Below are 20,823 nucleotides of genomic sequence, written 5' to 3'. Positions count from 1 at the left end.
CCGGGCTCACGGACTCACGCACTCAGGCACTCACCACCCACGCCCGCCCGCCTGCCCGGCCATCGCCCTGCGGTGTGCCGTGAGGTCGGTGCGGCGGACCTGGCGCAGGCCGAGCGGGTCCGTGTGCGCGATGCCCTCCTCGCAGCCCCTCCGGGGGCCGGGAGCGCCCGCCGGGCCGCCGGGCCCCGACGGGCGGGCGCGGAGCCCGTGCCAGGGCCCGAGCGGCAGCCGGCCCAGCCCGTACAGCCAGCGCCGCGCCAGCCGCCCGGGGCCGGGGCGCCCCGCGTCCGGCAGGCTCACCACCCGTATCCCCATGATCAGCTTCCCCACGCCCGCGCCGACGACCGCGGTGAGCACCACCTGATTGAGGAACGACAAGACGATCACCGGCCCCATCAGCAGCCCGACGACCTGGGGAGCGGTCGCCGAATCGGTGTAGGGCCGGACGAGTAAGCCGCCGGTGACCAGACAGAGATAGCAGTCGAGCCCCACGGCGAGGTAGCAGCGGGTCTCGCCTGCCCGGGGCGGTGTGCGCGGTGCGGGCCGCTCGGTGCGGCCGGGGACGCACGAGGGTCCCGGCCGCCGGTGGCCGTACTGGGGGCCCGGGGTCAACGGCCTCGACGCGTCAGGAGTTCGAGGAGCACGGACCCTGCGGTTGCCCTGTGAAGTTGTCATGACTGAATCATGTCTGATCGCCTGTCGACGGAGCCCCTTCCGACGCGCCTCCCCGCCGCGCACTCTTCCGGCCGGCCGTGGGCCCGTCCGTTCGCGCGCCCGTCCGTTCGCGCGCCATGGTGCAGCCCGCTCCACCATCGGTCCGGGAGGCCGGTCCCTCGTGCCGGGGTCCGGCGGCGGGAAGCATGGGGGACGCGGCCGGGCAAGGGCCCGGCGCCGCCCCGCACCCTGGAGGAACCCGTGAAGCCGCTGCTGTGGACCGTCGCACTCGTCGCCCTCGTCGCGAACCTCTCGCTCAACTTCATGGTGGGGCAGGAAGGGCTGCACATCGCCCTCAGCGTCGTGTCGGGCGTGGTCCTGCTCGGGTCGGCGGCGGGTCTGTGGATGCGCAGAAGCCCGCGCGAGGACTGAGAGCGGCCGGACGGACCTCACACCCACCCGTATGCCCTTGTGAGGTTCACCACTTCGAATGATGTGCGACCTGTCCGCAACCGGCCCAATCCTCCCCGGAACCCGCCAGGGGCCGGGCGGTTGTGCCCTTCCCGTGCGGGGCGAGGAGGGATCACCATGTGGATGCCCGTGGAGCATCGAGCCGTCCCGCTGGGACACTCGATACGCCACAACGGTCCTGTACGTCGCTTTCGTGAGCACGGTATGCGTGATGTCGGGCGACGCCCTCAACGGCGAGGGGGGACCTGGTGCCCCTCGGGACGGGGGCGCCTTCGCGCATGAGCCGAACCATGGAAGGTCTTGATCAGATGACGGCCACCCCTGACTCCGCAACTCCGCACGCCGCCGACCGCGTCATCGAGCCGCTGTACGCGGAGATCCTCCGCCGCAACCAGGGCGAGAAGGAGTTCCACCAAGCCGTACGGGAAGTCCTGGAGACGCTCGGCCCGGTGCTGGCCCAGCGGCCGGAGTTCGTGGACGCCCGGGTCATCGAGCGCATATGCGAGCCGGAGCGCCAGCTGATCTTCCGGGTGCCGTGGTCGGACGACTCCGGCGACATCCACGTCAACCGCGGCTTCCGGGTCGAGTTCTCCAGCTCGCTGGGCCCGTACAAGGGCGGGCTGCGCTTCCACCCCTCGGTCAACCTCGGCATCGTGAAGTTCCTCGGCTTCGAGCAGATCTTCAAGAACGCCCTCACCGGCATGCCCATCGGCGGCGGCAAGGGCGGCTCCGACTTCGACCCGAAGGGCCGCTCGGACGCCGAGATCATGCGGTTCTGTCAGTCCTTCATGACCGAGCTCCACCGCCATCTCGGCGAGTACACCGACGTGCCCGCCGGTGACATCGGCGTGGGCGGCCGCGAGATCGGCTACCTCTTCGGCCAGTACAAGCGGATCACCAACCGCTACGAGTCCGGAGTCCTCACCGGCAAGGGCCTCGGCTGGGGCGGTGCCCTGGTGCGTACGGAGGCGACCGGCTACGGCTGCGTCATGTTCACCGCCGAGATGCTGCGCAGCCAGGGCGACAGCCTCGACGGCCGGCGCATCGCGGTCTCGGGCTCGGGCAACGTCGCGATCTACGCGATCGAGAAGGCGCAGCAGCTCGGGGCGACCGTCGTGACCTGCTCGGACTCCGGCGGCTATGTCGTGGACGACAAGGGCATCGACCTCGACCTGCTCAAGGAGATCAAGGAGCAGGGCCGCGGCCGTATCTCCGAGTACGCCGAGCGGCGCGGCACGCACGTGAAGTACGTCGAGGGCCCGGGCGTGTGGAACGTCCCCGTGGACGTGGCCCTGCCCTGCGCCACGCAGAACGAACTCCACGAGGCCGACGCGCTGACGCTCGTACGCAACGGCGTCAAGGCCGTCGCCGAGGGCGCCAACATGCCCACCACCCCCGAGGCCGTCCGGGTGTTCCAGGAGGCCGGTGTGGCCTTCGCTCCCGGCAAGGCGGCCAACGCGGGCGGTGTGGCCACCAGCGCCCTGGAGATGCAGCAGAACGCCTCGCGCGACTCCTGGACCTTCGCTCACACGGAGGAGCGGCTCGCGGAGATCATGCGCCACATCCACGACTCCTGCTACACGACGGCGGAGCGCTACGGCAGCCCCGGCAACTACGTGGTCGGCGCGAACATCGCCGGCTTCGAGCTGGTCGCGGACGCGATGCTGGCCCAGGGGCTGATCTGACCGGGTCCCCGGTGTGCTGACACGGGCCCGGGACGCGCAAAGCGTCCCGGGCCCGTGTCCGTGCTACTCCTCGGGGTCCGGGGCTGCGCAGCCTGATCGCGGTCGCTGTGTACTGCCGGCAGCTCGGCGATATCGCACGGCGCATCCACGACGTCCGCGGTCCTGCCTTCGGCCCCATCACCGGGCCCGCGTACGACAGTTGGAGCGAGGCGGTCATGGCTTCCTTGGAGACCATCGCCACGGACCTGGAGGGCCTCGGCCTCGACACATCCGATGTACGCAAGGTCATCACGGCGGCACGCCGCCACCACGCCGTCCTCGACGAGATCACCGAGCACCGGATGCTGGCTGGGGATCTGTGGCTCCCCAACACACAGCTTGATCATCAGGCCCCGGAGCCCGTGATCACCGGCGCGTACGACTTCGACCGGACCTTGTAGGGCGATCCGGCAGCCGATTGGACCATCCGTATGGTCACGGCCAAGCCTGACGAACGCACGGCGTTCTGGGAGACTTACTGCTCCTTGGACCAGTCCGAAGCCGCAGTCCGGCGCTCGAAGATCTACGAAGCCCGGCACCTCGGCGCCATCCGCCTCAAGCGTCACCGATTCGGCAATCCGGACGGCGTCCGTGACAGCGACGACACGTTCACGGGCATCCTGGCCGTCGTGGTCTGAAGTCTGGCCTGCCGGTCAGTGGCTATCGCCCAGTGCCGCCCGGACGGTGGACAGGCCGGTGAAGTCCTTGGCGAGGGCGTCCATGATGACCTCGTCGCAGACCTGGCCGAGCCAGTATCCGGCCTCGCGCATCACCCCGACTGTGCGGAATCCGGCCTTCTCGTAGGCGCGGATGCCGGCGGTGTTCGGGGCGAGGACCTTGAGCCAGACCATCCGCAGGTTGGTGATGTGGAAAGCGTAGTCGAGGGCGAGCTGGGTCGCCGCGGTGCCGAGGCCGTGGCCGCGGACTTCAGCGGCGAGCATGATCACGTACTCGGCGGTCCGTACGGAGTGGTCCGGCAGGAGCGTGGCGACGCCGGCGGGCGTGGGGATCCCGGTACTCAGGTCGTAGATGGTGAAGCGGATGTTCTCGCCGCGGAGCTGGTGGGTCATGCCCTCGGTGCGGGCTTCGAGGGACTCGGGGCTCTGGCGGCCGTAGCCGACGAGGAGGGCGGGGTCCTGCTCCCAGCGCCAGTACGTTTCGACCAGGTCGGAGTGGTAGGGGCCGAGAGCGCAGGTGTCGGTGCTGAGCCACAGGGGCGGCTCAGGGCTGGTGCTGATGATGGCCTCCGATGGTGAGGGCGGGCGTGTAGGCAAGCGTCGAGGGCGGTTCGGCGACGGGGGTGCCGTCCTCAGTTTCCACCCAGGCGTGCAGCCGCACGGGATCCGGCGCGACGCCGTGGCACCAGGTGACGGACAGCCGCCGCGCCGCCAGGAGGACCACAGTGGCGGCGGACTCCTCCAGACAGGCCGTTCGGGCCGGGGAGTACCAGCAGGCGTGGCGCACGGCGAGGACTGCGGCCGTCGCCTGAGCTGGGGTGGCTGGGCGGCGGCACCTTGACGCGGTGGTGTTCAGCGCGGTGGTGATGCGCTGCATCGCGTGCCTGGCGGGTCCCACGGTCTTGATCGCCAGGACGGACGCCAGAGCTGCGGCTGCGGCGGTGCCGTGGCCGCGTGGCGCCTGGGGGCGGCTGGTCCCGGCGGGGTGCTCGGCTCCTCCCCAGCTCGGCGGCGACGGCGGGGCAATGACGGGGACGGGCCAGGGTGTCGCGGCGGGCTTCGGGATGAGGAATCCGGAGGCCAGGAGCTGTGCCGCGAGGCCGCCGGGCACGGTGTCCGGACGGCCGGTGCGGGCGGCTGCCGTCCAGTGGGCCGCCGCGGCGGGGAAGAGGCACTGGACACGGTTGGAGCGGTAGTCGACCAGGACCATGACGTGGCCGAAGTCCAGGGCCCGGACATGGCGCGGAGCGGTGACGAAGCGAGGCAGGTCATGCACGGGGACGCTCCGGTGCTTGTGTCGTCCACTGCGGATCCTGGGCGGTGTAGTGGGCGTGGAGCCACGCCTCGGCGCTCAGGGCTTGCTCGATCGTGGCCAGCGGCATCGGGATACCGATGGCGGCCTGGCCCAAATGGCGACGGAAGTCGGCTGGTTCGAGGAGTCCGAGGGCGGCGAGGTGGCCGTCGGTCAGGGCCAGGAGCGCGGGCAGGTTTGCGCGCATGCCGGAGTAGTGGTCGCTGTTGAAGCTGCCCTTGGTGCTGCGGCGGGCGACGGTCTTGGGGAGAAGGTCCTGCATCGCGCGGCCGAGGACGGGCTTGTAGGCGTGGGCCGCCGGGCGGTGCTCGATCGGGGTGCGCAGGACGGCGTCCATGACGCGCGGGTCGAGGAAGGGGTTGTGCAGGGTGATGCCGCATGCGGCGGCGAGTTCGGCGTCGGCGGCAGCGGTACGGGCGACCTCGCGGATCTCGTCGATGAGGACCCGCACCGAGATGTCCAGGCCCCGCAGCGGGTCTGCGGTGTCGATCGCCTCGGCCGCCGCGTCGAGCAGGAGCCGGCGGGCGGCGGCCGTGGCCCAGGAAGGCCGGGGCGGGATCGTGAACCAGCAGACGTTGCCCCGCCCGTCATCCCGGCGCGCCGCCCCGGCGAGGCGACGGCACAGGTCCTCGAGTCCGTCGCGCCGGCTGCTCCGGGCCAGCGTCGCTGCGTCGCGCAGGAGCGGGGCGACGGAGGTGTGCCGAAGTCGTGCCCAGCCCAGGCTCTCACCCACCGTGCGCCGCCATTGCCGGTGACGTACGAGGTCGGCGAGGTGCGCGGGCGGCTGGAACAGGACGCTGTCGCCGCCGTCGCCGGTCAAATGAGTCCGGCTGCCCAGACGTTGGCGCATCCAGTCGAACTGTCCGACCAGGCGGGCACGGGTGAGGGTCGAGGGTGCGGGTTCTCCGGTCGCAGGGACCGCGGTGATCTCGGTGTACGGCAGGTGCTCGGCGGCCAGCGGCAGGAGATAGTGGCGAATCCTGCCGCGATGCGCGTCGGCGGCCAGGCGCGCGTAGCGCAGGTCCGCCCCGCTCTCATCGCCCTTCGGGTGGATCGTGATCGCGTCCAGGCGGCGGGAACCTGGCAGTGCTGCCGCGGCCAGGACGGCGATGGTGGTGGAGTCGAGTCCTCCCGACAGGTCGCACGACAGGCCCGGAGCCCGGTTCACCCGCAGGGCGACCGCCTCCGTCAACGCGGTCCGCAGCTGGTGGTCCGGCTCGCCCGGGACCGGATCGGGCCGCCACTGCACGGTGATCTTGAGGCGGCTGCCGTCAGCTGGGAGTTCGATCCGGCTCCCTGGAGCCAGTTGCTCGATGCCGGTGAAGAAGGTCCTCGCACCGGCCAGGGCCGGTGCCGACGGAGCAAGGACGGAGCAGGCGAGCCTCTGGACATCGATGGGCGCCTTGGTGAGCCGGGCGAGCAGCCGCGCGGAGGTGGCCCAGGCCCAACCGCCCTGCCAGGGCGTCACATAGACAGGAAGCGCGGCGGCGGGGTCGGTGTGCAGCACCGTGCGGTCCGGGTGTTCTTCGACGACCGCGTAGACGCCGGGCCAGCGCCAGGCGGCATCGGCCGGCAGTTCGGCGTCTGACAGCCGGCCCAGCTCGAGGTCGGTGGCCCCGCACGCGCCCAAGACCAGGACGCGCCGTTGCCCGCCCGACACCGGACAGCGTGCCGAGGAGTCTCCGATCTGCCAGGACGACGAAGCGGTGCTGATGTAGCGGACGAGACCGCAGTCGCCCTGCTCGCCGCTCACCGGGAGGCACCGGCTGAGGTCCGCGACCGCCCCAGCATGCGCGCCATCGTCACCGAGCTCGCCGAACGCCATCCCCGCACCGCCGGCGTTCGACAACTGACTGCTGCGGTGCATGCGCGGAGCGCCTGAGTAACGGGCCGTCACCCTGCTCCAGTCGAGAACGTATTCCGCGTCCAAACCCACGACCGGAATGACATCCGCCCTGGTGACGCAGTTGGATCACCGTTCGTCAAAACTTCTGACAGCGAAAGCGGTTTCCTGGTCGGTGTTCCTGCTCTGACCCCGGTCCGGTCCGCGCCGGAACGTCTCCGCCAGAGCCGTGTTCACCACCATCACCACGGCCAGCACCACCGCCGCCACCGGGTGGCCCACCCGGTACAGCCCGAAGGCGCCGCCACCGAGCACCACGGCCTTCACCACGAGCACACCGGCGAGCGGCAGCCGGATCCTGGCGCGGGGCGCGGCGAACGTCCCCCACAGGACGACGGCGACCGAGGGCAGTCCGATGCCGAGCAGCAGACGCACGGCCGGGCCGTCGCCCTCGGTGAAGCCCCACCAGCACAGACACCCCAGAGCCGCCAGCTCCAGGACGAACGCCAGGACTTCGTTCGCCACCCACCAGGGGCGTCCGTCCAAGGACGGGACTCCCGGTCCGGCCGTACCGTTCCCGCGCATGGCTCCCCCGCCCTCGACGCTCGTATCGGAGCGAGGGTAACGGCTTCAGCCCCTGTCCGCGGCCGAAGCCGGTGTGGTGCGACCGGAGTTCGAGGACATGTTGACGGTCCTTGGGGCCGGTCGGCCGGCTGACGGCCAGGTAGTGGGTGGCGTGATCGTTGTCGCTGATGACCGGACTCGTCCGTCGAGGCCGCTCCACTCGCACCCCGCTGAGTTCCTGATCAGCAGGAAGGTGCCCGCTGGTCAGAGACAGGCAGGCCGGCACCCGATGCCTGATCAGCTCCGCGCGAGAACCCAGGAGCTACCCGGCATGCCCGAGGGACGCGTTCCATCCGCCACGGGAGAAGTGGCACACCCCGTCCTTCGTGATACGGACGCGCGCGCCGAGCAGAGGCAACGAGCCTTCGACGTTGAGGCGGTCGCGGATGCGTTCCAAGACGGTCCACAGCTTCTGCGGCCCGCTCTGGTGCACCTCTGGCGGATCGGTCCACTCCGCGGATGCCCGCGCCCACGACCCGTCAGGATGAGCGAGGCGGGCAACCCGGGTCTGGTCGTCGAACTCCTCGTAGGCGACTTCCACACCGGGCACGGCGAGTTCCAGCATGGACCGCAGCTCCCACGCGTTCGCCACGTCCACCACCGGACAGCGGCCCGTACTGACTTGTTCCCCCTCCGTGCTCCACGCGTCCGCGAAGAGTTCGATGTGCTCGGGCGGGTAGTCGTCCCCGGAGCGAGTGACCATGAACCCCGCCATGTCACTCTCCACTCGCCCTACCACCTCACCGTTGGCATGCTTCCACCCGGTGACGATCAGGCATGTGCCCCCGAGTGTCGTGGCGATGCGTCCACCAGGTGCCAGCGCAGCCAACACCGGCCGCAGCCCCCGACCGGCGGGCAGGCCGACCGTTGACACGATGCGGTCGTACGTACCAGGTACGTGCTCCGTCGCGTCGGCTGTGACGAAGTGGGGGTGAATGCCGAGCCCGGCCAGCCGCTCACGGGCTGCACAGGTCAGGTGGGGGTCCACATCCAGGCTGGTCACATGCTGGTCCCCGATGCGCCGGGCCGCATAGGCGGTGAGCCCGCCGCTTCCGGTCCCCAGGTCCAGGACCGGGAGCCCGTCTCCCAGTCGCCCGTGTCGGAGCATGCGCACAACGAGGCTCGGCATCGTGGCCGACGACGTGGGGCGGCCGTGCGCCCGCTTCCCGCTCTGTGCGTGGTCGGCGTGCAGGGCGCCGACCTTGGTGACCAACGACCGGTCCGAGTAGGCCGCCCGCATCCATCCCTCAGGATCACTGGAACCGTCGCGCAGCACCCAGTCCGATCCGTCCCCCTCGCTGTCCCTCTCCCACCATCGTGGGACCAGTTGATGACGGGGCACGCCTGCCACCATCGCCAGCCACCGCGAATCGGGGTCCGTCACCAGGTCCGCGAGCCTCGCCGCAGGTCCACGCCAATCCATGATGCCCAGCCTCTCAGTACGTGGGTCCGCGGCGGTCGTAGTCGCCGGGCTGAAATCGCCGCTGTCATCCGGCGGGCAGGCGTTCCGGGCAGGTCGTTCGATGAACGTGGTCATGCCGCGTCCCTCTCTGTGGAGTGGGGCACCGCATTCACTGACCCGTCAGGCGACGAAGCCCAACGGGAGCTGGAGAGGTGGCCCCGCCCGCCATGTCGCATGGCACGACGGACGGGGCCACGGCCTGAACTCGTAGGCCAGCAAGCCGTTCTGCTAGCCGCGCCGCTGGTAGGCGATGTGCTGCGCCAGTGCATCGAGCTGTCGACAGTGGTAGTCGGTGCCCGGCAGGAGGCGGCTCAACTCTGTTTCCCACGGTCGGCCGCCAGGCCGCACAACGCGCACCCGGGTACCGGTCGCGCTGATCACCATGCAGGGCACCCCCTTGACTCGCTCGAACACAACCTGCCCAGGCCTCAGGCCAAGCGGTCCGAAGGGCAGCATCCGGCGGGGGGCCTCGGCGGAGGTGGGCGGAGTGGGGAGCGGCCGTGAGGTGTGCCGGCTGGTACCCGCGAGCGGAACTCTTGGTTTTGGGGTGTTCATCGCAACCCCCGGAACGAGGAACGGAACTGGTTCGACTCCCGGACTCGTGAACGGAGATCCGCCAGGAGGGGGCTGTCAGGCCCGAGAGAAGGAGGAGCGGGACACGCTTCGTCGAGGTCGGGCGGAGTGCGGCGATCCGGGCAGATCGGTGCGCCGCATTCGCAGGGAGGAAAGGCCAGTGGCGACCTCTCCAACGGGTAGTCCGCCCCGTGGAACAGTGCGGAGTCCATCACCGCACCACCACCCCGTGGGTGACACAGGGCCCGGGATCGATCCCGTGGAGCACCAGCCGGAGCGCGGCTTCCTCTCGGCGCATCCAAATCTCCGCACGCTCCCAGCGGTCGTACGCAGCCTGCGAGTACGGGCCGCTGGGCGGACGAGGGACCAGGCTTTTCGGCATCGCGGAGGGGCACACCAGGAGGCGGCGGGGGCCGATCCTCGCGGGCGGGCGGTTCGCCCGACCGGCCAGCCTCTCGGCCGGCAACTCCCGGCGACGTAAGCCGAGGAGTAGGCACACCGGTTCGATGAACCGGGCGATAAGATGATGCGTGTCGACGCTCCTTCAAAGCGTTGGCCATGCCCCGGGACGGCTACCACCGTCGCCGGGGATTTCTGTGTGGGCATGTCGGCCCGCAGCTATTCACCGTGACGGCTCCGCAACCGTGAGTAGCTATGCTAAGCATGCATCCGCATAGCTAAAGAATGCAAGGGTTGCGAAATATGTGCTGGCGTTCACGTTGACTTGAGAGGGGCGGCGGTCAGACGTGAGACTCACGGGTACCACCGAGGCAGGGAGGCACGCACCGTGCCAGGCAAGCGACAGAATCCACCCACCGTCAGACTGCGTCGACTCGCCACCGAACTTCGACTCCTCCGCGCTGAAGCAGACCTGACACGCGAGGACGTCACCGCGCAGACAGGTGTCAACGGCGTGACCCTGTACCGGATCGAGAAGGCGATCTCTCGCCCTCAGAAGCGGACATTGCAAGCGCTCCTGGATCTGTACGAAGCGAGCGAGGCTCAGAGAATTGACTTGCTCGCCCTCCAGAGCCGCTCCCAGGACCAGGGGTGGCTACGGCCGTATCACTCGGAGTTGCCGGAGGAATACACTGCATACATCGGGTTCGAGGCCGAGGCTCGCACCGTGCGGAACTATGAATCGCTGTTCGTTCCAGGACTGGCGCAGACAGAGCGGTACGCACGAGCTGTGATCAAGGGCGTGTTGCCCACGGCTAGCCAAGAGGACGTAGAACGGCGCGTACAAGCACGGATCGAGCGGCAGGCAGTGCTCACCAAGCCCGACCCTCTACAGCTCTGGGCGATCATTGATGAAGCCGCCGTACGCCGGATGGTCGGAGGGCGCGGGGTGATGGCTGAGCAAACACGACACCTCTGCCAGCTCGCGGAGGAACCCCACGTGACATTGCAGTTGATCCCCTTGGCGAAAGGCGCGCACCCTGGCATGACCGGGAGCTTTGTGCACATGGACTTCCCGGACCCGCAGAATCCGGAGTTGGTCTATGTAGACACGCCTGCGGGTGACTTGTTCCTGGAGTCCGAGACGGAGATCCGAAGGTACAAGTCGATGTTTGAGCACCTACAAGCTGTGGCGTTGGACCCAAGCGAGAGCATCAAGCTGCTCGGTACTGTGTGTGCTGGTCGGAGTGATTGAGAGAAGGTGTTTGGAAGTGCATGACGAAGCCCCCGAGTTGACATGGCGCGCGAGCAGCTACAGCAGCGGCAACGGTCAGTGCGTCGAGGTCGCGGACGCACAGGGCACTGTTCCCGTGCGGGACAGCAAATCCGCAAACGGCCCTGTCCTGGTTTTCGGCGTCGCCACGTGGGACGCCTTTGTGACTGGAGTGTGTGACGGTGGCATCGGGACTGCCGTCTGACTCTTGACGGGCTCCCGCCACAACCCGCGCAGCTGAGTACCCGCCGGCCAAAAGCAGGCAGGCGGGTACTCAGCTGGCCTCGGGCAGCTTGTCACCCCGCAGCGGGAGCGACACCCACGGGGCACGCGACGCCGGTCCCACCCAGCCCGCAGTAACCCGCCGGGTTCTTGTCCAGGTACTGCTGGTGCGCGGGCTCCGCGGGCCAGAAGGTGCGGCCCTCCGCCGGCAGGATCTCCGTGGTGATCTCACCGTGGCCGGAGCCCGTCAGGACCTTCTGGTACGCCTCACGGGACGCGGCCACGGCCGCCGCCTGCTCGGGGGAGTGGGTGTAGACCGCGGAGCGGTACTGCGTGCCCACATCATTGCCCTGGCGGAAGCCCTGGGTCGGGTCGTGGGACTCCCAGAAGACCTTCAGGAGCTGCGTGTACGTGACCACCTTCGGGTCGTACACCACGCGAACGGCCTCCGAGTGGCCGGTCAGGCCCGAGCAGACCTCCTCGTACGTGGGGTTCTCCGTATAGCCGCCCTGGTAGCCGACGAGCGTCGTCCAGACGCCGTCCGTCTCCCAGAACTTGCGCTCGGCGCCCCAGAAACACCCCATGGCGAAGTCCGCGACCTCCAGACCCCCCGGGTACGGGCCCAGCAGGGCGTTGCCCAGGACCGTGTGGTGGGACGGGACGGTGAATTCCGGGATGGCGCGGCCGCGCAGGGCTTCCTCCGGGGTGGGGAGCTGCGGGGTACGGCGGTTCAGGAACATGCGGGGCTCCTCCTGGGGTCGGGGTGCTGTCCGTACAACGCACCGGGACCGCTGTGGATTCCGGCACCGATGGAGGCGATTCCGGCCATGGTTCCGGCCCCGCGCTCAGGCGCGCCGGCCGTGTTTCCCGCTCGTGCGCTCAGTCACGGGGCGTGCCGTCCCGTGACTCCACGTCCTCGACGTAGGCGGCGGCGCGCTTGCGGGCCTTGAACCAGAAGCAGAGGCCGAGGCCGATCAGGATCAGGGGTATCAGTCGTGCCACGGGAACACCGGTCCTTGTCGTCGGAAGCGTCGGAAGCGTCGGAAGCGTCGGAAACGTCGGAATCAGTCGTGGAGGGCGGGGATACGCCCCCGCGGTCGCACGGCGGTCGCGGGGGAGTCCCCGGCCGGGGCGGGACAGGGCCCTCAGCGAGGCAGCGTCGCAGGGCTGCCGCCGTTCGCCTCGTAGCCGGCCACCGCCAGGGCCCGGTACACCGTGTACTCGGCGGCCGGGTCCGAGTTCTGCGTCCACGGCAGGGCGCCCACGTGCCCGTCGATGTGGATCAGCTGGTTCATCGCCTCGGACCAGCGCTCCATCCGGACCAGGAACAGCACCAGGAGGTGGCGGACATGCGCGAGCATCGGGTCGTCGGCGCGGGCCGCGTGGACCGCGAACATCGCGCCCTCGACCGCCCGGGTCACCACCTGGCTCCGGTAGAACCCCTGCACCAGATTGACCTCGGGCAGGTGCTCGTACACCGCGAACAGCGGCAGCGCGGCCAGCAGGGAACCCTGCGGGGCGCGGGACGCGGCCGAGGTCGCGAAGCGGTCGGCCTCCTCGCGCGATCCGTGCCACTTCTCGCACCAGAAGTGCAGCGCCGCGATGTGGGCGCCCATGTGGGCCGGGGCCCGGTCGATGATCTTCGCCCAGAGCTGGTCGAACTCCTCGTGGGAGTAGCCCAGTCCACGGGCGACGGCCAGTTCCACGAGGTACGGGACGGGGTCTCCGGGCGCCAGCAGGGCCGCCTCGGCGGACACCGAGCGGGCCTCCTCCAGAATGATCCGGAAGTCGTCCGTGCCGGCCGTCGACGAACGCCACGCCTGCTGGACCAGGAACTCCGCGTGCACGGCCGCGGCGCCCGCGTCCTTCGGCGCCTCGGCACGCCACTTGCGCAGCCACGCCCCGCCCACGCCCGGCTGCCGCATCAGCTCCAGCGAGGCGGCCCCGGCGAACGCCTGCACCCGCTGCCACCGCACCTCGCCGTCCTTCGGTGTCCCGGACAGCAGCTGGGACGCGGCCCGCCACTCCTGGGTGTGCTGGACCACGTCGAGCACGTCGAGAAGATCCTGGTCGGGGCCCGGCATCCGGATGTCCAGCTCCTCCTGACGCACGAAGCCGTAGCTGTCCGGGTCGGCGGCGTCCGGGGAACCGGGCGCCACCTGACGGATACCACCACGACGGCGCAGCACGAAGGGGCCGACGACCGCGGCGAGCATGCACAGCGCGAGCAGGAACCACAGAATCTCCATGCCCCCATTGTCACCGGACGGCAAGGTGCTCCGTAAGCGCCCTCGGAACGAACTACGCTCGGGGCCCATGAGCGACCAGCACAGCTTCGAGACTCTCGCGATCCATGCGGGAAACACCGCCGATCCCCTTACCGGCGCCGTTGTTCCGCCCATTTACCAGGTGTCCACGTACAAGCAGGACGGCGTGGGCGGTCTGCGCGGCGGCTACGAGTACAGCCGCAGCGCCAACCCCACGCGTACCGCGCTGGAGGAGAACCTCGCGGCCCTGGAGGGCGGCCGCCGGGGGCTCGCCTTCGCGTCCGGGCTCGCCGCCGAGGACTGCCTGCTCCGTACGCTGCTGACCCCCGGCGACCATGTGGTCATCCCGAACGACGCCTACGGCGGCACGTTCCGGCTGTTCGCGAAGGTCGCCTCGCGCTGGGGCGTGGAGTTCTCGGTCGCCGACACCTCGGACGTGGCGGCGGTACGAGCGGCGATCACCCCGCGCACCAAGGCGATCTGGGTGGAGACCCCCTCCAACCCGCTGCTCGGCATCACCGACATCGCGGCCGTCGCCGGGGTCGCCCGCGCCGCGGGCGCGCGGCTGGTCGTCGACAACACCTTCGCCAGCCCCTACCTCCAGCAGCCCCTCGCCCTGGGCGCCGATGTCGTGGTCCACTCCACGACCAAGTACATGGGCGGCCACTCGGACGTCGTCGGCGGTGCGCTGATCGTCAACGACCCCGATCTTTCGGATGAGTTGGCGTTCCACCAGAACGCGATGGGTGCGGTCGCCGGGCCGTTCGACGCCTGGCTGGTGCTGCGCGGCATCAAGACGCTGGCCGTCCGGATGGACCGGCACAGCGAGAACGCCACCAAGGTCGCCGACCTGCTGACCCGCCACCCCAAGGTCACCCAGGTCCTCTACCCCGGCCTGCCCGAGCACCAGGGGCACGAGATCGCGGCCAAGCAGATGAAGGCCTTCGGCGGAATGGTGTCCTTCCGGGTGACGGGCGGCGAGGAGGCGGCTGTCGAGGTCTGCGACCGCGCGAAGCTCTTCACGCTCGGTGAATCGCTCGGCGGCGTCGAGTCGCTGCTGGAGCACCCCGGCCGGATGACCCACGCCTCGGCCGCCGGGTCCCCGCTGGAGGTCCCGGCCGACCTGGTCCGTCTCTCCGTCGGCATCGAGAACGCCGACGACCTGCTGGCCGATCTGACGCAGGCGCTCGGCTAGTTCGCGTAGTTCGCGTGGACCGCCTTCGCGTAGACGCCGTACGCGTACGTGCACGCACCCGGTGCCGGTGTGCGTGCGGGTCTCCCGCGCGGAACTGCCGGTACGCGATCGCGCGCGGTCGTCGGCACGTGATGACGTGCGGCCGTCGGTGGGCGACCTGTCAGGGGCGGGGCCGGGCCAACCGGTCCCGCCCCGGCTCTTCTCGTTCTCAGACCGAGACCTTCTCGTCCTCCAGCGACGCCCTGACCTGCTCCCGCAGTTCGGGGCTGTCGGTGTGCTCATGGACGGAGACCGCGTGTTCGGTCGCGGCTCGCACGACTTCGTCTTCCTCACCGGAGATGGTCAGCGAGCAGTTCGACACGCTCGGATATTTGCGGCAGTCGGCGATCTTCCTGGTCATCACAGCCTCCTCGGCCGATGCCATTCCAGGATAGAACGGGCATGCGTGAACCGACAGCGAACTCAGCCGGCCATACCGCCACTGCCGCACCCGCCACAGGAGGCAGCGAGGTTCGGGTGCGTTCGTCCTCGGGCTCGGGGTCGAGAGTTCCGGCCGGAGGGGCCGGGGCACGCGGCCGTCCGCGCGCGTAGGCCCGCTCTACCAGCTGTCCAGCGGCGGCGTCGTGCCGGCCGGCGGGACCTGCCAGGGCTGGGCCGTCACCGCCCACACCGTGAACGCCACGACCGCCGCCGCCGCCATCAGCAGCCACAGCCGGCGCAGCACCCGCCGGTGGCGCAGCAGCCGCACGCCGCGTTCCGCCGCCCGTGCCGCCAGTTCCGGGGGCACCTGCGGACGGGGGCCCTCCAGCATCCGCCGGACCTCGTCCTCCTTGCGGCCGGTCCCGCTCACGGCGCCGCCCCCAGGGCCCGGGCGCGGCCCCGCCGGGCGGTCGGGCTCCTGGTGCCGCGCAGCGTGGCCACCGAGCGGTTGCAGACCGCGCGGACCCGGTCCACCGCCATCCCGAGCAGCGCCGCCGTCTGTTCCTCGGGGACGCCCTCGTACAGGCGCAGTACCAGGACGAGCCGTTCCTGCGGGGTCAGCCGGTCCAGCAGCCCGCCGCGCGGGCGGTGATGGCGCCATGCCTCCCGGGCGAACCGGGTGGCCAGATCCTGCCGGGTGCGGTTGTACGGATCCTCGCCGTGCAGCCGTTCCCAGTCCGCGTACGTCCGGGCCAGAGCGGCCGTCAGGAGCCTCTGCGCGCGTTCGTTGCCGCCCGGCGGGTCCGCCGGTTCGGCCGTGAGCAGGGTCGCGGTGTGCAGCAGCCGGCCCGCCGCGCCCGCCACGAAGGCCTCGAACTCCTGGGCGCGGCGCCGCTGTCGGCCCGCATGGCGCTCTCGCACGAGGTCAATCGGAGCGCTCCGCAGCCCCCGGGTCAACCCCCGGGGGCCCGCTGGGCGCTCCCTTCGAAACGCCCTAGGACTGCGCCTGGTGCGCGGCCTGCCGGGCGGCCAGCGCCACGTTGAAGCGGGTGAGCAGCGCGCAGAACGTGTCCCGTTCGTCCTCCGACCACTCGTCCGTCACCTGGGACATCAGCTCGCGCCGCGAGACCCGGACCTCGTCCAGCCGTGCCTGGCCGCGCGGGGACAGCTGGAGCACGACCGCGCGGCCGTCCTCCGGGTGCGACGTGCGCTTGACGAGACCGGTGTCCACGAGTGGCGCGACCTGCCGGGTCACCGTCGAGGAGTCGATCCCCATCCCGGCGGCCAGCGCCTTGACACCCATGGGGCCTTCCCGGTCCAGCCGGTTGAGCAGCAGATAGGCGGCCCGGTCCATGGAGTTGCGCACCTGCCCGACACCGCCGAGGCGGGTCTGCTCGGCACGCCGGGCGAAGACCGCCACCTGGTGCTGCAGAGTGTCGAGAAGGTGGTCGTGACCCGGGTCTTCCGGGGCGGCGCCCCCGGAAGGAGACGCGGCAGTCGTCATGTCCTGAGGGGGCATGGCCGGGAGCTCTCTTCGTGCGGTGTCGGATGGGTGGGGGACAGAGTACGCGGCCCCGGGGCAACGCGTACCAGTGCTGCACAAACCTGCGGACATCGCCGCAGGACGGGACCGGCCGAGGCGGCAACGGCCCCCGGGACCGGCCGGCGGGCGGGGGAGGGGGCTTGTGCGACCCGTCCACCGGCCGGTCACGGCTGCGAGAATTACGGTATGAACTTCCCGCCGCCCGGCCGTTTTCCCCCGCTGATCCTCGATGACGTCCTCGGGGCGCAGAAGATGCTCTCCGGCGTCTCCAGGGTCACGCCGCTGGAGGGAAGCCGCCATCTGTCCGCCCTGGTGGGCGCGCCCGTCCGGTTCAAGTGCGAGAACCTTCAGCGGACCGGCTCATTCAAACTGCGGGGCGCGTACGTACGTATCTCCGGCCTGACTCCGGTCGAACGCGCCGCAGGCGTTGTCGCCGCGAGTGCCGGAAACCATGCGCAGGGTGTCGCGCTCGCGTCTGCGCTGCTGGGCGTACGGTCAACGGTCTTCATGCCGGTCGGGGCGCCGCTGCCCAAGGTCGCCGCGACGCGTGAGTACGGGGCGCGGGTGCGGCTGCACGGTCATGTCGTCGACGAGACACTGGCCGCGGCCCAGGAGTACGCGCACGAGACGGGCGCGGTCTTCATCCACCCCTTCGACCACCCCGACGTCATCGCCGGACAGGGCACGGTGGGGCTGGAGATCCTGGACCAGTGCCCCGAGGTGCGGACGATCGTCGTCGGTATGGGCGGCGGTGGCCTCGCGGCCGGGATCGCCGTGGCGGTGAAGGCGATCCGGCCGGATGTGCGGATCGTCGGAGTGCAGGCGGCCGGTGCGGCCTGCTACCCGCCGTCGCTGGCCGCCGGCCACCCCGTGTCGGTCGGCTCGCTCCGGACGATGGCGGACGGCATCAAGGTGGGACGCCCCGGTGATGTGCCGTTCGGCCTGGTCCGGGAACTGGTCGACGAAGTCCGTACGGTCTCCGAGGACGAGCTGTCCAGCGCCCTGCTGCTCTGCCTGGAGCGGGCGAAGCTGGTGGTGGAGCCGGCCGGGGCGAGCCCGGTGGCGGCGCTGCTCGGCGACCCGAAGTCGTTCCGGGGGCCGGTGGTGGCGCTGCTGTCCGGCGGCAATGTGGACCCGCTGCTGATGCAGCGCATCCTGACCCACGGCATGGCGGCGGCCGGCCGCTATCTGAGCCTGCGGCTGCGCCTGACGGACCGCCCCGGCGCGCTGGCGACCATGCTGGGCGTGCTCTCGGTGGCCGACGCCAACGTGCTGGACGTCAGCCATGTGCGTACCGACCCGAGGCTCGGCCTCACCGAGGCCGAGGTGGAGCTCCACCTGGAGACCAAGGGGCCGGAGCACTGCGAGGAGGTCGCCGCGGCGCTGCGCGGGGCCGGCTATCGCGTGATGGTCTGACCCCTTGGCGGTCGCGATGTATCGCGATAGTGTGCCCTGCGCCCGGCCCGGTGGCGCACACACACGGACACTGTGTGTCCACCGGGCGCACAAACCGGGGCAAATCTAGGATCTGTGAGGAAGTCACCCGAACGCACTGGGGGAATCCCGTATGCCAGGCGCGATCCATGCCGAAGGTCTGGTCAAGACCTTCGGTGACGTCACCGCTCTCGGTGGCGTCGACCTCGACGTGCCGGAAGGCACCGTCCTCGGACTTCTCGGCCCCAACGGAGCCGGCAAGACAACCGCCGTACGCGTCCTGACGACGCTGCTCAGGCCCGACAGCGGCAGCGCCTTCGTCGCGGGCATCGATGTACTGAAGAATCCCAACGAGGTGCGGCGTTCGATCGGCCTCTCCGGCCAGTTCGCCGCCGTCGACGAATACCTGACCGGCCGCGAGAACCTGCACATGGTCGGCCAGCTCTACCAGATGTCCTCCCGCGCCGCGAAGGCGCGGGCCGCTGAGCTGCTGGAGCGGTTCAACCTCGCCGACGCGGCCGACCGGACCGCCAAGACCTACTCCGGCGGCATGCGCCGCAGGCTCGACCTCGCGGCGGCGCTCGTCGTCTCCCCGCCCGTCATGTTCATGGACGAGCCCACCACCGGACTCGACCCGCGCAACCGGCAGCAGCTCTGGGAGGTCATCGAGGAGCTCGTCGCCGGCGGCACGACGCTGCTGCTGACCACGCAGTACCTGGAGGAGGCCGACCGCCTCGCCCACGACATCTGCGTGATCGACCACGGTCTCGTCATCGCCCGCGGCACCTCCGACCAGCTCAAGGCCCGCACCGGCGGCGAACGCATCGAGGTCGTCGTCCAGCAGCGCGACCAGCTCGACCCGGCCCGCGACATCCTCGCCCGCCTCGGCAAGGGCGAGGTCTCCGTCGTCCCGCACATGCGCAAGCTGACCGTCCCCGTCGACGGCGGCGCCAGGCTCCTCGCCGACGTCATCCGCGAACTCGACAGCCGGGACGTGGAGATCGACGACATCGGGCTGCGCCGGCCCACCCTCGACGATGTGTTCATCTCCCTCACCGGCCACGCCGCCGAGCAGGAGAAGACCGACGAGAACGACGAGAACGACGAGAACGCGGCGGGCGCGGCGAACGCCGCCCGGACGGAGGCAGCGAAGTGAGCGCCGTTACCGAGACGACCGCAGGCCGCGCACCCCGGGGCTCCGGCGGCATCGCCCAGTCCCTCCGCGACTCGCTGGTCATAGCCCGCCGGAACCTGATCCGGATGTCACGGATTCCGGAGATGCTGCTCTTCGGGGTCATCCAGCCGGTCATGTTCGTGGTGCTGTTCACGTACGTCTTCGGCGGCTCGATCAGCATCGGCGGCTCCACCGACCCGCAGCTGTACAAAGAGTTCCTGATGGCAGGGATCTTCGCCCAGACCGTCACCTTCGCCACCGCGGGCGCCGGTGCGGGCATCGCCGACGACATGCACAAGGGTCTGATCGACCGCTTCAGGTCACTGCCCATGGCGCGGGGCGCCGTCCTCACCGGGCGAACGCTCGCCGACCTCGTCCAGACCACCTTCACCCTCGTGGTGCTCGCGGGGGTCGCCCTGATCGTCGGCTGGCGCACCCACGAGAACATCGCCAAGGTGATCTGCGGCTTTCTCCTCCTGCTCCTGCTCGGCTACGCCTTCTCCTGGATCGGGGCCCTGATCGGCCTGTCCGTGCGGACCCCGGAGGCGGCCACCTCCGGCGGTCTGATCTGGCTGTTCCCCCTGACGTTCATCTCGAACGCCTTCGTACCGGTCACCGGCATGCCGACGTTCCTCCAGTACGTCGCCGAGTGGAACCCCTTCAGCGCCACGGTGGCGGGCGCCCGTGAACTCTTCGGGAACACGATGCCGGGCGTACCGAAGTCGGTCACCGGCGCATGGCCGATGGAGCACCCGATCTGGGCCTCGATCATCTGGTCGGTGCTGATCATCGCCGTGTTCCGCACGCTGGCCGTCCGCAAGTACCGGCAGGCATCCGTCTGACAGGGGCGCGAAGCCCGGCACACGGTCCGGGCACGCCGCACGCCGCACCGTGACGGACACAGCGCGAAGCCCCGGCCGCCTCCTGGATTCTCCAGCGGCCGGGGCTTCGCGCCGTGCGCGTGAGGTGTGCGGATCAGCCGGAGTACGGCTTCGCCGAAAGGATCTTCACCGTGGCCGTCTTGCCGTTGGGCAGCTCGTACTCGGCGCTCTCGCCCGTCCGCTTGCCGTTCACGCCCACGCCGAGCGGGGACTGCGGGGAGTACGTCTCGATGTCCGAGCTCGCGTACTCGCGGGAGGCGAGAAGGAAGGTCGTCGTGTCGTCGTCATCGCCGTCGAAGGCGATCGTCACGACCATGCCGGGCTCGACCACGCCGTCGTCGGCCGGTGCCTCGCCGACCTTCGCGTGCTCCAGGAGCTGGGTCAGCTGGCGCACCCGGAGCTCCATCTTGCCCTGCTCCTCCTTGGCCGCGTGGTACCCGCCGTTCTCGCGCAGGTCGCCCTCCTCACGGGCCGCCGCGATCTTTACGGCGATCTCCGTGCGCGCGGGACCAGACAGGTGCTCCAGCTCGGCCTTGAGCTGGTTGTACGCCTCCGGCGTGAGCCAGGTGACGTTTTCGCTGGTCTGGGTCACAGGGTGCTCCTCGTCGGTACTGGGAATACAAAGCATCGCCCTACCCCGAAGCATGCGCTTCCACGGGTGGGCGAAACCACGAG

24 protein-coding genes are annotated in these 20,823 nt (G+C 70.2%); 10 read left to right on the top strand and 14 right to left on the bottom strand.

Annotated elements, in window-relative coordinates:
* Positions 1 to 30: 30 nt before the first annotated feature.
* Positions 31 to 675, bottom strand: a complete 645-nt coding sequence (locus tag ACZ4LX_RS12950; protein ID WP_467643153.1) for an RDD family protein — start codon at positions 673 to 675, stop codon at positions 31 to 33.
* Positions 676 to 915: 240 nt separating this feature from the next.
* On the opposite strand from ACZ4LX_RS12950, the gene ACZ4LX_RS12945 reads away from it, so the two are divergent.
* The 4 genes from ACZ4LX_RS12945 to ACZ4LX_RS12930 all read left to right on the top strand — a co-directional run bounded on the left by ACZ4LX_RS12945 (position 916) and on the right by ACZ4LX_RS12930 (position 3,487).
* The gene (locus ACZ4LX_RS12945; protein WP_467643156.1) at positions 916 to 1,086 is read left to right on the top strand and encodes a hypothetical protein; all 171 of its coding nucleotides are present in this window, start codon (positions 916 to 918) and stop codon (positions 1,084 to 1,086) included.
* A gap of 347 nt (positions 1,087 to 1,433) precedes the next feature.
* A complete protein-coding gene (gene gdhA, locus ACZ4LX_RS12940) occupies positions 1,434 to 2,810 on the top strand; it encodes an NADP-specific glutamate dehydrogenase (RefSeq protein WP_467643159.1) in 1,377 nt (458 codons plus the stop codon).
* 215 nt (positions 2,811 to 3,025) lie between these two features.
* Entirely contained in the window at positions 3,026 to 3,250 is a 225-nt protein-coding gene (locus ACZ4LX_RS12935; RefSeq protein WP_467643162.1) for a hypothetical protein, read from the top strand.
* 30 nt (positions 3,251 to 3,280) lie between these two features.
* Entirely contained in the window at positions 3,281 to 3,487 is a 207-nt protein-coding gene (locus tag ACZ4LX_RS12930; RefSeq protein WP_467643165.1) for a hypothetical protein, read from the top strand.
* A gap of 15 nt (positions 3,488 to 3,502) precedes the next feature.
* Here the strand turns inward: ACZ4LX_RS12930 and ACZ4LX_RS12925 are convergent, their stop codons facing one another.
* The 5 genes from ACZ4LX_RS12925 to ACZ4LX_RS12905 form a co-directional block, all read right to left on the bottom strand.
* On the bottom strand, positions 3,503 to 4,063 hold the full coding sequence (locus tag ACZ4LX_RS12925) for a GNAT family N-acetyltransferase (protein ID WP_467643474.1): 561 nt from the start codon (positions 4,061 to 4,063) through the stop codon (positions 3,503 to 3,505).
* A gap of 7 nt (positions 4,064 to 4,070) precedes the next feature.
* Positions 4,071 to 4,802, bottom strand: a complete 732-nt coding sequence (locus tag ACZ4LX_RS12920; RefSeq protein WP_467643168.1) for a lasso peptide biosynthesis B2 protein — start codon at positions 4,800 to 4,802, stop codon at positions 4,071 to 4,073.
* Positions 4,795 to 6,705, bottom strand: a complete 1,911-nt coding sequence (locus tag ACZ4LX_RS12915; protein ID WP_467643171.1) for an albusnodin/ikarugamycin family macrolactam cyclase — start codon at positions 6,703 to 6,705, stop codon at positions 4,795 to 4,797. The genes ACZ4LX_RS12920 and ACZ4LX_RS12915 overlap by 8 nt, the downstream gene beginning before the upstream one ends.
* A 105-nt stretch (positions 6,706 to 6,810) precedes the next feature.
* Entirely contained in the window at positions 6,811 to 7,227 is a 417-nt protein-coding gene (locus ACZ4LX_RS12910; RefSeq protein WP_467643174.1) for a YrdB family protein, read from the bottom strand.
* Between the two features lie 340 nt (positions 7,228 to 7,567).
* Positions 7,568 to 8,728: a methyltransferase domain-containing protein gene (locus tag ACZ4LX_RS12905; RefSeq protein ID WP_467643177.1), complete on the bottom strand. Its 1,161-nt coding sequence runs from the start codon at positions 8,726 to 8,728 to the stop codon at positions 7,568 to 7,570.
* Between the two features lie 1,399 nt (positions 8,729 to 10,127).
* Between ACZ4LX_RS12905 and ACZ4LX_RS12900 the strand changes: the two genes are divergently transcribed.
* A complete protein-coding gene (locus ACZ4LX_RS12900; protein ID WP_467643180.1) occupies positions 10,128 to 10,994 on the top strand; it encodes a helix-turn-helix domain-containing protein in 867 nt (288 codons plus the stop codon).
* On the top strand, positions 10,975 to 11,217 hold the full coding sequence (locus ACZ4LX_RS12895) for a DUF397 domain-containing protein (protein WP_467721165.1): 243 nt from the start codon (positions 10,975 to 10,977) through the stop codon (positions 11,215 to 11,217). The genes ACZ4LX_RS12900 and ACZ4LX_RS12895 overlap by 20 nt, the downstream gene beginning before the upstream one ends.
* Positions 11,218 to 11,308: 91 nt before the next feature.
* On the opposite strand, the gene msrA is transcribed toward ACZ4LX_RS12895, so the two are convergent.
* The 3 genes from msrA to ACZ4LX_RS12880 all read right to left on the bottom strand — a co-directional run bounded on the left by msrA (position 11,309) and on the right by ACZ4LX_RS12880 (position 13,483).
* Positions 11,309 to 11,974: a peptide-methionine (S)-S-oxide reductase MsrA gene (gene msrA / locus ACZ4LX_RS12890; protein ID WP_467643187.1), complete on the bottom strand. Its 666-nt coding sequence runs from the start codon at positions 11,972 to 11,974 to the stop codon at positions 11,309 to 11,311.
* Between the two features lie 139 nt (positions 11,975 to 12,113).
* Entirely contained in the window at positions 12,114 to 12,236 is a 123-nt protein-coding gene (locus ACZ4LX_RS12885) for a hypothetical protein (RefSeq protein WP_467643190.1), read from the bottom strand.
* A gap of 143 nt (positions 12,237 to 12,379) precedes the next feature.
* Positions 12,380 to 13,483, bottom strand: coding sequence for a hypothetical protein (locus tag ACZ4LX_RS12880; RefSeq protein WP_467643193.1), 1,104 nt, complete (start codon positions 13,481 to 13,483; stop codon positions 12,380 to 12,382).
* 67 nt (positions 13,484 to 13,550) lie between these two features.
* On the opposite strand from ACZ4LX_RS12880, the gene ACZ4LX_RS12875 reads away from it, so the two are divergent.
* Complete coding sequence (locus ACZ4LX_RS12875) at positions 13,551 to 14,696, top strand: cystathionine gamma-synthase (RefSeq protein WP_467643196.1); 1,146 nt, start codon at positions 13,551 to 13,553, stop codon at positions 14,694 to 14,696.
* A 208-nt stretch (positions 14,697 to 14,904) separates the two neighbouring features.
* On the opposite strand, the gene ACZ4LX_RS12870 is transcribed toward ACZ4LX_RS12875, so the two are convergent.
* The 4 genes from ACZ4LX_RS12870 to ACZ4LX_RS12855 form a co-directional block, all read right to left on the bottom strand.
* Positions 14,905 to 15,096: a DUF1059 domain-containing protein gene (locus tag ACZ4LX_RS12870; RefSeq protein WP_266782074.1), complete on the bottom strand. Its 192-nt coding sequence runs from the start codon at positions 15,094 to 15,096 to the stop codon at positions 14,905 to 14,907.
* A 198-nt stretch (positions 15,097 to 15,294) separates the two neighbouring features.
* Entirely contained in the window at positions 15,295 to 15,546 is a 252-nt protein-coding gene (locus ACZ4LX_RS12865) for a hypothetical protein (RefSeq protein WP_467643200.1), read from the bottom strand.
* Positions 15,543 to 16,037, bottom strand: coding sequence for a sigma factor-like helix-turn-helix DNA-binding protein (locus tag ACZ4LX_RS12860; protein WP_467643202.1), 495 nt, complete (start codon positions 16,035 to 16,037; stop codon positions 15,543 to 15,545). Before ACZ4LX_RS12860 ends, ACZ4LX_RS12865 begins: the two co-directional genes overlap by 4 nt.
* A gap of 73 nt (positions 16,038 to 16,110) precedes the next feature.
* A complete protein-coding gene (locus ACZ4LX_RS12855) occupies positions 16,111 to 16,635 on the bottom strand; it encodes a MarR family winged helix-turn-helix transcriptional regulator (protein ID WP_467643204.1) in 525 nt (174 codons plus the stop codon).
* 210 nt (positions 16,636 to 16,845) lie between these two features.
* Here ACZ4LX_RS12855 and ilvA point away from each other — a divergent pair, with 210 nt between their 5' ends.
* From ilvA to ACZ4LX_RS12840, 3 genes are all read left to right on the top strand, one after another.
* Positions 16,846 to 18,075 carry a threonine ammonia-lyase gene (gene ilvA, locus ACZ4LX_RS12850; protein ID WP_467643207.1) on the top strand — a complete coding sequence of 410 codons (1,230 nt, stop codon included), beginning with the start codon at positions 16,846 to 16,848 and terminating at the stop codon, positions 18,073 to 18,075.
* A 151-nt stretch (positions 18,076 to 18,226) separates the two neighbouring features.
* Complete coding sequence (locus ACZ4LX_RS12845; RefSeq protein WP_467643211.1) at positions 18,227 to 19,249, top strand: ATP-binding cassette domain-containing protein; 1,023 nt, start codon at positions 18,227 to 18,229, stop codon at positions 19,247 to 19,249.
* Positions 19,246 to 20,109: an ABC transporter permease gene (locus ACZ4LX_RS12840; protein ID WP_467643213.1), complete on the top strand. Its 864-nt coding sequence runs from the start codon at positions 19,246 to 19,248 to the stop codon at positions 20,107 to 20,109. Before ACZ4LX_RS12845 ends, ACZ4LX_RS12840 begins: the two co-directional genes overlap by 4 nt.
* Positions 20,110 to 20,242: 133 nt before the next feature.
* Here the strand turns inward: ACZ4LX_RS12840 and greA are convergent, their stop codons facing one another.
* On the bottom strand, positions 20,243 to 20,740 hold the full coding sequence (gene greA, locus ACZ4LX_RS12835; RefSeq protein ID WP_467643215.1) for a transcription elongation factor GreA: 498 nt from the start codon (positions 20,738 to 20,740) through the stop codon (positions 20,243 to 20,245).
* Between the last annotated feature and the right edge of the window lie 83 nt (positions 20,741 to 20,823).

Source organism: Streptomyces sp. NPDC026062 (assembly GCF_055568375.1).
This window is presented reverse-complemented; position numbering and strand designations above follow the sequence as displayed.